Raw genomic sequence first — 13,544 nt, forward strand, 5'->3', positions numbered from 1 at the left:
TTGGCGAAGGACGCACCGCAGGTTTGCGCCGATAATGCACGCATGAGCATCCTAGAACTGACTCCGCAGCAGGCCCGCGCGCGCATCGCTCAGGGCGCGCGGTTGATCGATGTGCGCGAGGAGCACGAGCGCGCCGCCGGCATGGCCGAGGGCGCGCTCGGCGTGGCCCGCGCGCAGCTGCAGGCCGATCCGGCCACGCATCTTGGCGCAGCCGATGCCGAGACGATCCTGATCTGCCAGAGCGGCAAGCGCTCGCACGAAGCGGCGCTGTTCCTGCAGCAGGCAGGGTATTCCGCCGTCGCCTCGGTACTGGGCGGCACCACGCGCTGGCAGCGCGACGGACTGCCGCTGCAGCAGCCGGCGCTGGCGCCGGAGCAGCAGGACTTCTTCGAGCGCTATTCGCGCCACCTGCGCCTGCCCGAGGTCGGCATCGACGGCCAGCGGCGCCTGCAGGCGTCGCGCGTGCTGCTGGTCGGTGCCGGCGGGCTGGGGTCGCCGGCGGGCTTCTACCTTGCCGCGGCGGGGGTCGGCCAGTTGCGCATCGCCGACGACGATGTGGTCGATCGCAGCAACCTGCAGCGGCAGATCCTGCATACCGAAGCGCGGGTCGGGCAGCCCAAGGTGGCGTCGGCGGCCGCGGCGCTGGCCGCGCTGAATCCGGGCGTGCAGGTCGAGCCGGTGCGCGAACGGGTGACCTCGGCCAATGTCGAACGCCTGCTGCAGGACGTGGACGTGGTGCTCGACGGTTCGGACAATTTCCCGGCGCGCTATCTGCTCAACGACGCCTGCGTGAAGCTGGGCAAGCCGCTGGTGTACGGCGCGGTGCAGCGTTTCGAGGGCCAGGTCAGCGTGTTCGACGCCGGCCGTCGGCGCGGGCAGGCGCCGTGCTACCGCTGCCTGTTCCCGGAGCCGCCGCCGCCGGAGTTCGCGCCCAGTTGCGCCGAGGCCGGCGTGCTCGGCGTGCTGCCCGGCATCGTCGGCCTGCTGCAGGCCAATGAAGTGCTGAAGCTGCTGCTGGAGATCGGCGAGCCGCTGTGCGGCCGCCTGCTGTATTTCGACGCGCTGGCGATGCGCTTCCGCGAAACCCGCCTGTCCGCCGACCCGCAGTGCCCGGTATGTGCGCCCGGGCTCGCGTTCCCTGGCTATATCGACTACGCAAAGTTCTGCGGCGCGGAGCCATAAGCCCCTCTCCCGTCGGGAGAGGGGTTGGGGTGAGGGTCCGGAGCGAAGCCCTCGCGCTGTTCGATCGCAGAGCTTCGCCCGTACCCTCATCCGCCCCTGCGGGGCACCTTCTCCCGCAGGGAGAAGGGAGAGTTGTCGGCATGCTGCAGGCCAATGAAGTGCTGAAACTGCTGCTGGAGATCGGTGAGCCGTTGCGCGGCCGCCTGCCGTATTTCGACTCACTGGCATCGACTACGCAAAGTTCTGCGGCGCAGAGCCATAAGCCCCTCTCCCCTCGGGGGAGGGGTTGGGGTGAGGGTCCGGAGCGAAGCCCTCGTGCCGTTCGATCGCAAGGCTTCGCCCGTACCCTCATCCGCCCCTGCGGGGCACCTTCCCCCGAAAAGGGGGCCATGGTCCCGGTGGGAGAAGGGAAGGGCGGTCGCCGCCGTCGTTGGCATCACGGTGCCCTCCATGGCCGTGATGCGTCACGCACTACGGCACGGCATGCACGCGCCGCAGTACTCCGCCCGCCATGCCGCATGCCAATGCATGGGGTCGCCGCGGCCTTGTGCGTAGAATCTGCGCATGACCAGTGCAGCCGACAGCAGTGAATTGATCAAGGTGGTGGCGTTGCTCGGCGCCGCGGTGGTGGCGGTGCCGGTGTTCCGCCGCCTGGGCCTGGGCTCGGTGCTCGGCTATCTGGCCGCGGGCCTGGCGATCGGGCCGTTCGGATTCGGCTGGTTCGCCGATCCGCAGGCGATCCTGCACGTGGCCGAGCTGGGCGTGGTGATGTTCCTGTTCGTGATCGGGCTGGAGATGCGGCCCTCGCACCTGTGGAGCCTGCGCAAGCAGATCTTCGGCCTGGGCACGGCGCAGATCGTGGTGTGCGCGACGGTGCTGACCGGAGTCGGACTGGCGCTGGGGCTGTCCTTGCCGGTGGCGTTCATCGCCGCGTCCGGCTTTGTGCTCACCTCCACCGCGGTGGTGATGCAACTGCTCGGCGAGCGCGGCGACATCGCCTTGCCGGCGGGGCAGAAGATCGTCGCGATCCTGTTGTTCGAGGACCTGCTGATCGTGCCGTTGCTGGCCGTGGTGGCGTGGATGGCGCCGGTGCCGGTCGCCGCCGATGCGCCTTCGCGCTGGATCGGCATCGGCGTCGGCGCCGCGGCCATTGTCGGCCTGCTGGTGGCCGGGCGCTGGCTGCTGAATCCGCTGTTCCGCCTGCTGGCCGCGGCCAAGGCGCGCGAAGTGATGACCGCCGCTGCGCTGCTGGTCGTGCTGGGCGCGGCATTGCTGATGCAGCTTGGTGGGCTGTCGATGGCGATGGGCGCGTTCCTGGCCGGGGTGCTGCTGTCCGAATCCACCTTCCGCCATCAGATCGAAGCCGACATCGAGCCGTTCCGCGGCATCCTGCTGGGGCTGTTCTTCCTCGGCGTGGGCATGGCCCTGAACCTGGCGGTGGTGGCGGCGAACTGGACGCTGATCCTCAGCGGCGTGCTCGCGTTCATGGCGGCCAAGGCCGCGTGCATCTACCTGGTCGCGCGGCTCACCGGCAGCGGCCACGCGCAGGCGCTGGACCGCGGCGTGCTGATGGCGCAGGGCGGCGAGTTCGCGTTCGTGCTGTTCGCCGCCGCGGGCGCGGCCGGGGTCATCGACGCGCAAGTCAATGCCAACCTGACCGCGATCGTGGTGCTGTCGATGGCGCTGACCCCGCTGTTCGTGCTGCTGTACCGTCGCTGGGCGCCGGTGGAGGCGCCGTCGCTGGACGGCGTGGAGGCGGCCGACGGGCTCACCGGCAGCGTGCTGATCATCGGCTTCGGCCGTTTCGGCCAGGTCGCCAGCCAGTCGCTGCTGGCGCGCGACGTGGACGTGACCATCATCGACAACGATATCGAGATGATCCAGAGCGCGGCCGAGTTCGGCTTCAAGATCTATTACGGCGACGGCACCCGCCTGGACGTGCTGCATGCCTCCGGCGCGCACAGCGTGCGCGCCATCGCGGTGTGCATCGACAACCGCGAGGCGGCCAACCGCATCGTCGAACTGGCCACGCAGGAATTCCCGCACGCCAAGCTGCTGGTGCGCTCCTACGACCGCGAGCATGCGCTGAAGCTGATCGCCGCCGGCGTGGACTACCAGATCCGCGAGACCTTCGAATCGGCAGTGGAATTCGGTCAGGCCGCGCTGATCGAGCTGGGCATGGCCGAGGACGAGGCCGCGAGCATCGCCCGCGAGATCCGCCGTCGCGACGCCGAGCGCCTGGAACTGGAGATTGCCGCGGGCGACGTGCGCGCCGGCAGCGGCCTGATGTACGGCAACATCGCCCCGGCGGTACCCAAGCCGACCCCGTTCACGCCGCCGCGGCGCGAGAGCCGCACGCTCAATCCGGAAGCGGTGCCGGCGGCGGAGGTGGTGGACGAGCGCCGTAGCGATTGAGGCGGCGCTGATCTGTAGGAGCGGCTTCAGCCGCGACCTGATCTCTCCGGAAACGCTCCTGTCGCGGCTGAAGCCGCTCCTACAGTGTCTGCGGACCGCGAATGCGCTTCAGCGCAAAAACGCCCGCAACGCCTGCGCATAGCGCGGATCGGCGTTGATGTCGTCGTGGCCGGCGCGTGGCATCGCGACCACGGTGGGCGTCTGCGCCAGGGAATCGAGCAGCCGTTGCGTGCTTGCCGCCGGCACCACCTGGTCGCGGCCGGCACGCAGCACCAGCAACGGTCCGCGATAAGCGCGCAGCGCGCGGGCCGAGTCGTAGCGGTCGCGCAGCAGCCAGCGCACCGGCGCCCACGGGTAATGCGCTTGCGCGGCCGAGGCCAGGCTGTCGAACGGGGTGACCAGCACCAGCCGCGCCAACGGCCGCCGCGCCGCCAACTGGCTGGCGACGCCACTGCCCAGGCTGCGCCCGAGCACGGCGATCTCGGCCTGCGGCTGCGTGGCACGGACATAGTCGTATAGCGCCAGCGCGTCGCCGATCAGCGCCGCCTCGTTCGGCGTGCCGTCGCTGGCGCCGTAGCCGCGGTAGGCCAGCAGGTACACGTTGTAGTCGGGCAGCAGCGGCGCCAGCTGCGCGCGCGCCTGGCGCAGGTCCTCGGCGTTGCCGCCGAAGTACAGCAACACCTTGTCGCGGCCCGGATTGACCCGCCAGCCGCGCAGGCGCAGCGCCGGGCTGCGCTGCAGGACGAAATCGGTCTGCGCCGCCGCCACCCGGGTCGCCTGCGGGAAATACAGCAACTCGCGCTGGCCCAGGTAGAGCAGGGCGCAGACCACCAGATAGGCGACGACCGCGATCGCCGCGACGATGCCCAGGTGACGCAGCATCTATCCGTGCCGGCGTTGCGCGTCGGCGAAGGCCGCCAGTTGTTCCGGCGTGGCGTCGGCCTGGAACTGCGCCTTCCAGTCGGCGAACGGCATGCCGTAGACGCGTTCGCGCGCCTGTTCCTTGCTCAGCGTTTCGCCTTCGCTCGCCGCGGCCTCGCGGTACCAGTCGGCCAGGCAGTTGCGGCAGAAGCCGGCCAGGATCATCAGATCGATGTTCTGCACGTCGCTGCGGTCCTGGTTGAGGTGCTGCAGCAGCCGGCGGAACGCGGCGGCCTCGATGCGGGTGGTGTCGGTCATGGCGGAATCGGGGACAATAGGGGTCCCCAGACTCTACACCCGCTCGCCTCGATGACCGATTCCGCGCCCGTCTCCCCCGTTCCGGCCCGCATCCTCGACGGGCGGCGCATCGCCGACGAACTGCTCGACCAACTCAAGCTGCGGGTCGATGCGCGGCTGGCGGCAGGGCAACCGCGGCCGGGCTTGGCGGTGGTGCTGGTCGGCGGCGATCCGGCGTCCACGGTCTACGTGCGCAACAAGCGCCGCGCGGCGGAAAAGGTCGGCATCGAGGCGTTCGACTACGACCTGCCGGCCGGTACCGGCGAAGCCGAGCTGCTGGCGCTGATCGACCGCCTCAATGCCGATCCCAAGGTGCACGGCATCCTGGTGCAACTGCCGCTGCCGGGCATTCCCGACGCCAGCCGGCTGATCCACCGCATCGACCCGCGCAAGGACGTGGACGGTTTTCATCCGGAGAACGTCGGCCACCTGGCGTTGCGCGAATTCGGCCTGCGCCCGTGCACCCCGCGCGGCATCGTCACCCTGCTCGGGCATACCGACCAGCCGGTGCGCGGTCGCAACGCGACTATCGTCGGGGTCAGCAACCACGTCGGCCGGCCGATGGCGCTGGAACTGCTGATCGCCGGCTGCACGGTCAGTTGCTGCCACAAGTTCACCCCGCCGGAGGTGCTGCAGGCGCGCGTGCGCGATGCCGACATCCTGGTGGTGGCGGTGGGCCGTCCCGGCCTGATTCCGGGCGAGTGGGTCAAGCCCGGCGCGGTGGTGATCGACGTGGGCATCAACCGCCTCGACGACGGCCGCCTGGTCGGTGACGTCGGCTTCGACGCGGCCGCGCAACGCGCCAGCTGGATCACCCCGGTCCCGGGCGGAGTCGGGCCGATGACCGTGGCCACCCTGATGCAGAACACGATCGAAGCCGCTGATGCGGCTGGGATTCGGGATTCGGAATTCGGGATTCGTTAAAGGCAACGGCAAAGCGCGTGCGTCGGTCGATCGCGGTTGCCTCCGAGGTCGGCCGGCCGTTGGCGTCCAGGCAACCATGCAAACGGCCGGCTGCGGAAGGCTTCGCCGTTGCGAATCCCGAATCCCAAATCTCCAATCCCGGCCCAAATGCGTTAAAATGCCGCGCTTCCCCACATTCGGGTCCGCCGATGCTGCGCATCCAGGCTGAAGCTTTAACCTACGACGACGTTTCGCTCGTCCCCGCCCATTCGATCGTCCTGCCGAAGGACGTCAGCCTGGAAACCCGGCTGACCCGCGACCTGCGCCTGAAACTGCCGCTCCTGTCGGCGGCGATGGACACGGTGACCGAACACCGCCTCGCGGTGGCCATGGCCCAGCTCGGCGGCATCGGCATCATCCACAAGAACCTGACCCCGGAGCAGCAAGCCGCGGAAGTAGCCAAGGTCAAGAAGTTCGAAGCCGGCGTGATCACCGAGCCGTTCACCGTCGGTCCGGAAACGACCATCGGCGAAGTGCTGAAACTGACCCGCGCGCGCAACATCTCCGGCGTGCCGGTGGTCGACGGCAGCGAGCTGGTCGGCATCGTCACCAGCCGCGACATGCGCTTCGAGAAAAAGCTCGACGATCCGGTCCGCCACATCATGACCAAGAAGGATCGCCTGATCACCGTGCGCGAAGGCGCCAGCGACGAGGAAGTGCTGCAGCTGCTGCATCGCAACCGCATCGAGAAGATCCTGGTGGTCAACGACAGCTTCGAGCTGCGCGGCCTGATCACGGTCAAGGACATCCAGAAGAAGACCGACAATCCCAACGCCGCCAAGGACGCTTCCACGCGCCTGCTGGTCGGCGCGGCGGTCGGCGTCGGCGGCGACACCGAGCAGCGCATCGAACTGCTGGCCGCGGCGGGCGTGGACGTGGTCATCGTCGATACCGCGCACGGCCACTCGCAGGGCGTGATCGACCGCGTGGCCTGGGTCAAGAAGACCTATCCGCAACTGCAGGTGATCGGCGGCAACATCGTCACCGGCGATGCCGCGCTGGCGCTGATGGACGCCGGCGCCGACGCGGTCAAGGTCGGCGTGGGTCCCGGCTCGATCTGCACCACGCGCGTGGTCGCCGGTGTCGGCGTACCGCAGATCACCGCGGTGGACATGGTCGCCGAGGCGCTGCAGGACCGCATCCCGCTGATCGCCGACGGCGGCATCCGCTATTCCGGCGACATCGGCAAGGCGCTGGTCGCCGGCGCCTCCACGGTGATGGTCGGCGGCCTGTTCGCCGGCACCGAGGAAGCCCCGGGCGAGGTCGAACTGTTCCAGGGCCGCAGCTACAAGAGCTACCGCGGCATGGGCAGCCTGGGCGCGATGGAGAAGGGCAGCAAGGACCGTTATTTCCAGGACGCCTCCGACGCCGACAAGCTGGTGCCGGAAGGCATCGAAGGCCGCGTGCCGTACCGCGGCCCGCTCAGCGGCATCATCCACCAGCTGATCGGCGGCCTGCGCGCCACGATGGGCTACGTGGGCTGCGCGACCATCGAGGAAATGCGCACCAAGCCCAAGTTCGTCACCATCACCGGTGCCGGCCAGCGCGAGAGCCACGTCCACGACGTGCAGATCACCAAGGAACCGCCGAACTACCGCATGGGCTGATGCCCATGCGCGGGAGTGGGGATTCGGGATTGGGGATTCGTAGTAGCCCGCCGCGTCTCCACCGGCAGTGCACATCGCCGCCATCCCGCTGTTGCGAATCCCCAATCCCGCATCCCCAATCCCGGCCCCAATGACCAACATCCACAGCGACAAGATCCTCATCCTCGATTTCGGCGCGCAGTACACGCAGCTGATCGCGCGCCGTATCCGCGAGCTGGGGGTCTACTGCGAGATCTGGGCCTGGGACCATGATCCGGCGCAGATCGCCGGCTTCGGCGCCAAGGGCATCATCCTGTCCGGCGGTCCCGAATCGACCACGCTGCCGGGCGCGCCGATCGCGCCGCAGGAAGTGTTCGACAGCGGCCTGCCGGTGTTCGGCATCTGCTACGGCATGCAGACCATGGCCGCGCAGCTGGGTGGCGCCACCGAGGCCGCCGACCAGCGCGAGTTCGGCCATGCCGAAGTGGATGTGGTGGCGGCCGATGCCTTGTTCTCCGGGCTGACCGACCATGCCGGCGCCGCGCGTTTGAACGTGTGGATGAGCCATGGCGACCATGTCTCGCAGGTGCCGCCGGGCTTCACCATCAGTGCCGTGACCGAGCGTATTCCGGTCGCGGCGATGGCCAACGAGGCCAAGCGCTGGTACGGCGTGCAGTTTCATCCGGAAGTCACCCACACGCTGCAGGGCCAGACCCTGTTGCGCCGCTTCGTGGTCGACGTCTGCGGCTGCGAGACCCTGTGGACCGCGGCCAACATCATCGACGACCAGATCGCGCGCGTTCGCGCCCAGGTCGGCGACGACGAGGTGATCCTGGGCCTGTCCGGCGGCGTCGATTCGTCGGTGGTCGCCGCGCTGCTGCACAAGGCGATTGGCGACAAGCTGACCTGCGTGTTCGTCGATACCGGCCTGCTGCGCTGGCAGGAAGGCGACCAGGTGATGGCGATGTTCGCCGAGCACATGGGCGTCAAGGTGATCCGGGTCAACGCCGCCGACCGCTATTTCGACGCGCTGGCCGGCGTGAGCGATCCGGAAGCCAAGCGCAAGATCATCGGCAACCTGTTCGTGGAGATCTTCGACGAAGAGTCGAACAAGCTGGCCAACGCCAAGTGGCTGGCGCAGGGCACGATCTATCCGGACGTGATCGAGTCGGCCGGCAGCAAGACCGGCAAGGCGCACGTGATCAAGAGCCATCACAACGTCGGCGGCCTGCCCGAGCACATGAAGCTGGGTCTGGTCGAGCCGCTGCGCGAGCTGTTCAAGGACGAAGTGCGGCGCCTGGGCGTGGAGCTCGGCCTGCCGCGCACGATGGTCTACCGCCATCCGTTCCCCGGTCCAGGCCTGGGCGTGCGCATCCTCGGCGAAGTGAAGCGCGAGTACGCCGAACTGCTGGCCAAGGCCGATGCGATCTTCATCGAAGAGCTACGCAAGGCCGATCTGTACGACAAGACCAGCCAGGCGTTCGCGGTGTTCCTGCCGGTCAAGTCGGTGGGCGTGGTCGGCGACGCGCGCGCCTACGAATGGGTGATCGCGCTGCGCGCGGTGGAGACCATCGACTTCATGACCGCGCACTGGGCGCACCTGCCGTACGACTTCCTCGGCACCGTGTCCAACCGCATCATCAACGAACTGCGCGGCGTCTCGCGCGTGGTCTACGACATCTCCGGCAAGCCGCCGGCGACGATCGAGTGGGAGTGAAATCAGGTCCTTCGGGGACTATCGCCAGCTATCGAAAAATCGCCGCAACGTGTTGCTCTGAAAGGAAAAAGGTCGCGGCTTCTATCGGTGGCTATCGCTGGCCAGCACGACAGGTTGGCGGTACCGCTGGCGGTACGAACCGGAGGTCGGATCAAGACCCTCCCGTTTACTATTGAGGCCGAAACGGTCTTTGACGGTAAAAACCTCTTGAGGAAAGCTTATTTCATGCGGCTTTCCGAGCATCAGCGGGTCTCCAAGTCCCTGACGGTAAAAGCCGTCACGAACAGGAGTGAAAACCTCGATGCTGACCGACACTGCACTGCGCAATCTCAAGCCTAAGCCCAAGATCTATAAGGCTTTTGATCGAGATGGAATGTACGTGACGGTATCGCCTACCGGTACCGTCACCTTCCGCTACGACTACCGTCTTCATGGGCGCCGGGAGACGCTCACGATCGGGCGCTGCGGGCCTGCCGGCCTCTCGTTGGCGATGGCCCGCGAAAAGCTCATCTGATCTTGCCCCCGTTTTCCCGGCCCCGTCCTATTCGCAATAAAGCGTCTGGTCCACCGATGGCTCCAGCCGCACCCGGGCGGCCTGCTGCCGCCTGAACTCACGAGGCGAACACATTTTCAGCGACGAGTGCGGATGCACCTCGTTGAAGTGCTCGAAGGCCGCCGGTAGCTGTGCCAGCACCGTCCGGGCATCACGCAGGTCCATGCGGGCCACGTAGTCTCGTTTGAAGGTGTTGACGAAGCTCTCGGCAATACCGTTGCTCTGTGGGCTGCATACGGGCGTGTTGATGGGCTTCAGGCCCAGCGCGCATGCCAGCGCCCTCGTTTCGGCGGCGATGTAGGCCCCGCCGTTGTCGCTCAGGAACTCCAGCGCCTGGCCTGCCGGCACCGCCTCCACCGCGCCGAAGCGGCGCTCGACAGCTTCGATGAGCATCTCGCGTACCGGCTCGCCGGGCAGACCCTTGCCTTCCCAGGCCCGCCAAGCCATGACCTCGCGGTCGCAGCAGTCTTTCGTGAAGGTGACCGTCACGGTCTGGCCGGAGTCGCACTGGATTTCCAGACCGTCGGAGCACCACCGCACGTCGCTGCGCGAGACCGCCACACGGCCCTCGTGGAGGCGTGCGGACTGGCGTCGGCGTGGGGCTTGGGCAGCAGCAGGCCAGCGCCTGCCATCACCCGATAGACGCGCTTGGCATTGACCCTGGGCGCGCCCCGCGCAGCGCGCTGGCGATTGACCAGGGCACAGGCACGCCGGTAGCCATAGCTGGGCAACTGCGCAATCTCCTGGCGCAGCTCTGCGAGCAGTTGGGCATCACCGCAGGGCGTGCGGTGCCTGCGGCCATCGGTCCATGCGTCATCGCGCACCAGCAGGTCACGCACATGTGAACGCGCCATCCCCATCGTCCGGCAGACCGTCTTCACTAATCGTCCCCGGGCAACAAGGGCGAGCGCGCAATCCACTTTTTTCGGCGGCGTACTCCACGGCTTCCTTGAGGATTTCATTCTCCAGGGTCTTCTTGCCGAGCACGCGCTGGAGCTTGCGATCTCCGCGCGGGCGGCAGCCAGCTCGGATGCCGGCACCACCGCCTCACCTGCAGACACGGCCGTCAACGCTCCCTGGCGTTCGAGCTTGCGCCATTGGAACAGCAGTCCCGCCGAGACACCTTCCTGGCGGGCCACCAGCGACACGCTCATGCCCGGCTCGTAGGTGCGCCGCACCAGGGCCGCTTTCTCAGCCAGGGACCAGCGCCTGCGGCGCTGGTCCTTCACCACTACCTCTACTGACTCCGTATGCCTACTCATATGTACAGTCCTGTTCCTATCTCAAAAGATAAGCGACAGGACGGGGCCAGGGAATCAGGGGGCTATCTCAGTACCACTGGTCCATGGAGTAGCGCCACGCCAGCAGAAAGGAGGCGCAGTAGGCCGCGCTCAGCAGAGCGCCTTTGGCGATGTCTCTCCGCGCGGCCATCCCGACCATCCGTGGCGTGTCAGGGCTACTGCACAAGCCGGCTTCAACTTGGGCGTAGACAGCTGGAAAGCCCCTCGGGCGCACCTTGCCGAGCGAACCCACGTGGCGGGTACTTTAGGCGCAAAGCGCTTGGTGCGTGTGGGGGGCGAGGCCGTCGCAGGAAAGTCGCAGGCAGATAAGGGCAGGCAAGCGCGCGGCCCATGCCCCAGAAGCCGCGCATGCCTGGGTAGTACCTATATTGGGGCGCGACTGCGTCACGCCATGGCCTACTTCACGTCGGAGCAGGCCGACTGGTCCGGCGATCTCTGGATCGAAGCGTGTCAAGTCGAACTCATCGGTACGCGCAAAGAACACGGATAGATGTGCTTCGTCGATCAGCATCGGCGTTACGGGATTCAGGCGCTGCAAGTGATGCCAGTGTCGGTCGAGCCATTTTGAATGGTCGACATCATTTGCGCGCCGGCCATCGAATGCTCACTCCTTCCGGCAACTCAAGTTCAAGCTTCGGGTCCAATTTGCGGTCCGACTCAATTTTGAGCAAGTCGGGCGGAATACTCCATTCATTGGCGAGTTGTGCCTTCAGTTCCTTGACCGTGAAGCCACGGAATGAAAGTCGCCATACCCGCCCTTCTGGGCTATCGCTGTCCTCGTTTTTACTCAGCAGATTGCGGTCCCCGATCGTCAGTGATTTGACGATGGGTGGGGCACTTCGCTTAACGATCATCTCCACGACCACCTCCTGCGGTGCAGTGGAAGGTACAAACGGAAGCTCGTCTCGATATGGTTCAAGCGCTCGCTGGATGAACAGCATTGCGGACTCGTACTTCTTCACCGTTTGGATAGCCAGGAGCTTCTCTAAACACCGTCCCTTGATTTTTCCGGAACGAAAATCACCAGCAGCACTGAAGTAGACCTCGAAGAACATCCCGTTCAACAGGTCGAGCGCCCGCTCGATCGGAATGGACGCCAACTCCTGGCGCAGCTTGTCCAAGAACGCGACTGCCCGATTCTCATTTCCACAAGCGCATTGATATAGATTGCGGCCAAGCACAAAGGCTTCGTCAGCGCTGACCTTGCTCCAATCGAGTTCAAGTACGGCTACAACGGCCGGGTTCTGCTGGTACCAGTTGTAGGTCTTCATCGCCTTAATGATATCGGCGATTTTGTTTCCGTTCTTTAGCGGGAAGTCCACATCCGCCTTGGCCTCGTCCGAGTACGAAAAGGCCTGCTTCAGGCGTACACCGGCCTTTCTCAGTTTCTTGATGATGAGTTCGGCTAGGGCAGCAGGCGAACGATCTGTAAGAGCAATGTGTCCTGTCGTCTTCAAGAGACCAGGCACTTCGACAGTCTCATCAAAAAAGGCTGGCAAGATGTATTCGTGGCTTTCGGTAAATGCGCGGGCTTGGGCGCTCTTGCGCTCGTGGTTCGTCCACAATTTCTTCCTGTATGCCTCGGAAACGAACATGACAGTGAAGACGGCTCGGTTCTGGTAGACATCGCTCAAATGTGTGTAGAGATCCTTGCCCCACAAATCGACTTCCTCGAACTTGTCGTAGAAGACATCGACACCTTCGGCTTGCAACGCCTTGGCCACGGCGTCGACATACACACGATCTTCGCCAGCAAAAGACAAGGCAACATGAAATTTTTTTTGCACTTCGGTAGTCTCCATTAGGAGTCGGTAGACCCAGATGGGAGAGGGTGACTACTCTTCGCTCCATCATTAGGTTCGAGTAGGGCACGCAGATTCGCTCGCATCGTCGCGGCAATCAAGGAAGCAGGCATTCCATGTAGCCGACTGAGCGCTTCTACTGCTACTGCAACATTGGCAGGTTTAGATGGTCGATCATCCGTCTTTGTGAAGGGGCCATCAGTTTCCGTCAGCATCCGATCCAAGGGAATCGCTTGTACCATCGGTGCGTGCCTCTCATTGCCCAGCATCCCGGCATTGATGGAGAAGTAGCAGCCCAACTCCAACGCGCGCTTCGCTTCGCTCTTGCTTCCCGTGAACCAGTGGAGAACGATTTTTCCACGTTCGGGCGGCAGATTCGCTTCGACGAGATCGAGTACCGCTTTGGCCGACCTGATGCTGTGGACCGTAATGATCTTGTCACCCGCCTGCGCGCAACGCTGCAACACATGTTGGAATACACGCTTCTGCGCATCGAGCGACTTGAAGAACCGGGGGCCGGCGTCCAATCCGACTTCGCCAATGTAGCGCGTCTCCGCGAAGTACCGATCCCACAGCTCGATCTCGCTTTCACGCTCCGCGACCAGTTGGGGGTGCAGCCCCAGCGCTGCGCGCACATGCTTCGTGCGCTGCGCGAGTTCGTGATTGCGGGGCCACGCGCGAGGTGTCGTCGTTACGGCCAGCGTGAACACGCCGGACGCCTCCGCATCCTGGACCGCTGCTGCATGATCCGGGTAGAGGTCAAGATGGCAGTGGAAGTCCACGAGGCCCGCAGTGGCGATCATGCGC

Annotated in this window: 9 protein-coding genes and 3 pseudogenes; 7 read left to right on the forward strand and 5 right to left on the reverse strand. The window is 65.7% G+C overall.

The window, feature by feature from the left end:
- Nucleotides 1–42: 42 nt before the first annotated feature.
- The 3 genes and pseudogenes from moeB (at nucleotide 43) to HEP73_RS10430 (ending at nucleotide 3,597) form a co-directional block, all read left to right on the forward strand.
- Entirely contained in the window at nucleotides 43–1,182 is a 1,140-nt protein-coding gene (gene moeB, locus HEP73_RS10425; RefSeq protein WP_185823099.1) for a molybdopterin-synthase adenylyltransferase MoeB, read from the forward strand.
- Between the two features lie 83 nt (nucleotides 1,183–1,265).
- Nucleotides 1,266–1,409, forward strand: a pseudogene (locus HEP73_RS22835) (molybdopterin-synthase adenylyltransferase MoeB); the annotation flags it as partial.
- A 337-nt stretch (nucleotides 1,410–1,746) separates the two neighbouring features.
- On the forward strand, nucleotides 1,747–3,597 hold the full coding sequence (locus HEP73_RS10430) for a monovalent cation:proton antiporter-2 (CPA2) family protein (protein WP_185823100.1): 1,851 nt from the start codon (nucleotides 1,747–1,749) through the stop codon (nucleotides 3,595–3,597).
- 108 nt (nucleotides 3,598–3,705) lie between these two features.
- Here the strand turns inward: HEP73_RS10430 and HEP73_RS10435 are convergent, their stop codons facing one another.
- Entirely contained in the window at nucleotides 3,706–4,479 is a 774-nt protein-coding gene (locus tag HEP73_RS10435) for an alpha/beta hydrolase (protein ID WP_185823101.1), read from the reverse strand.
- Nucleotides 4,480–4,776 (reverse strand): DUF1244 domain-containing protein, encoded by a 297-nt coding sequence (locus HEP73_RS10440; RefSeq protein ID WP_185823102.1) that lies wholly within the window; start codon nucleotides 4,774–4,776, stop codon nucleotides 4,480–4,482.
- A gap of 51 nt (nucleotides 4,777–4,827) precedes the next feature.
- On the opposite strand from HEP73_RS10440, the gene folD reads away from it, so the two are divergent.
- The 4 genes and pseudogenes from folD to HEP73_RS10460 form a co-directional block, all read left to right on the forward strand.
- Nucleotides 4,828–5,739, forward strand: coding sequence for a bifunctional methylenetetrahydrofolate dehydrogenase/methenyltetrahydrofolate cyclohydrolase FolD (gene folD, locus HEP73_RS10445; protein WP_185823103.1), 912 nt, complete (start codon nucleotides 4,828–4,830; stop codon nucleotides 5,737–5,739).
- Between the two features lie 188 nt (nucleotides 5,740–5,927).
- The gene (gene guaB, locus HEP73_RS10450; RefSeq protein ID WP_185823104.1) at nucleotides 5,928–7,385 is read left to right on the forward strand and encodes an IMP dehydrogenase; all 1,458 of its coding nucleotides are present in this window, start codon (nucleotides 5,928–5,930) and stop codon (nucleotides 7,383–7,385) included.
- A 130-nt stretch (nucleotides 7,386–7,515) separates the two neighbouring features.
- Entirely contained in the window at nucleotides 7,516–9,081 is a 1,566-nt protein-coding gene (gene guaA, locus HEP73_RS10455; protein ID WP_185823105.1) for a glutamine-hydrolyzing GMP synthase, read from the forward strand.
- 301 nt (nucleotides 9,082–9,382) lie between these two features.
- Nucleotides 9,383–9,592 (forward strand): annotated as a pseudogene (locus HEP73_RS10460) (Arm DNA-binding domain-containing protein); the annotation flags it as partial.
- Between the two features lie 30 nt (nucleotides 9,593–9,622).
- Here the strand turns inward: HEP73_RS10460 and HEP73_RS10465 are convergent.
- The 3 genes and pseudogenes from HEP73_RS10465 to qatD form a co-directional block, all read right to left on the reverse strand.
- Nucleotides 9,623–10,896 (reverse strand): annotated as a pseudogene (locus tag HEP73_RS10465) (IS3 family transposase).
- Nucleotides 10,897–11,513: 617 nt separating this feature from the next.
- A complete protein-coding gene (locus HEP73_RS10470; RefSeq protein WP_221899395.1) occupies nucleotides 11,514–12,737 on the reverse strand; it encodes a TIR domain-containing protein in 1,224 nt (407 codons plus the stop codon).
- Complete coding sequence (gene qatD, locus HEP73_RS10475; RefSeq protein ID WP_185823106.1) at nucleotides 12,737–13,540, reverse strand: Qat anti-phage system TatD family nuclease QatD; 804 nt, start codon at nucleotides 13,538–13,540, stop codon at nucleotides 12,737–12,739. The genes HEP73_RS10470 and qatD overlap by 1 nt, the downstream gene beginning before the upstream one ends.
- Between the last annotated feature and the right edge of the window lie 4 nt (nucleotides 13,541–13,544).

Origin of the sequence: Xanthomonas sp. GW, from assembly GCF_014236815.1 — a bacterium.
Taxonomy (GTDB): domain Bacteria; phylum Pseudomonadota; class Gammaproteobacteria; order Xanthomonadales; family Xanthomonadaceae; genus Xanthomonas_A.

Coding starts and splice junctions, on each gene's coding strand:
- moeB (WP_185823099.1), top strand. CDS start 43: ATGAGCATCCTAGAACTGACTCCGCAGCAGGCCCGCGCGCGCATCGCT.
- HEP73_RS10430 (WP_185823100.1), top strand. CDS start 1,747: ATGACCAGTGCAGCCGACAGCAGTGAATTGATCAAGGTGGTGGCGTTG.
- HEP73_RS10435 (WP_185823101.1), bottom strand. CDS start 4,479: ATGCTGCGTCACCTGGGCATCGTCGCGGCGATCGCGGTCGTCGCCTAT.
- HEP73_RS10440 (WP_185823102.1), bottom strand. CDS start 4,776: ATGACCGACACCACCCGCATCGAGGCCGCCGCGTTCCGCCGGCTGCTG.
- folD (WP_185823103.1), top strand. CDS start 4,828: ATGACCGATTCCGCGCCCGTCTCCCCCGTTCCGGCCCGCATCCTCGAC.
- guaB (WP_185823104.1), top strand. CDS start 5,928: ATGCTGCGCATCCAGGCTGAAGCTTTAACCTACGACGACGTTTCGCTC.
- guaA (WP_185823105.1), top strand. CDS start 7,516: ATGACCAACATCCACAGCGACAAGATCCTCATCCTCGATTTCGGCGCG.
- HEP73_RS10470 (WP_221899395.1), bottom strand. CDS start 12,737: ATGGAGACTACCGAAGTGCAAAAAAAATTTCATGTTGCCTTGTCTTTT.
- qatD (WP_185823106.1), bottom strand. CDS start 13,540: ATGATCGCCACTGCGGGCCTCGTGGACTTCCACTGCCATCTTGACCTC.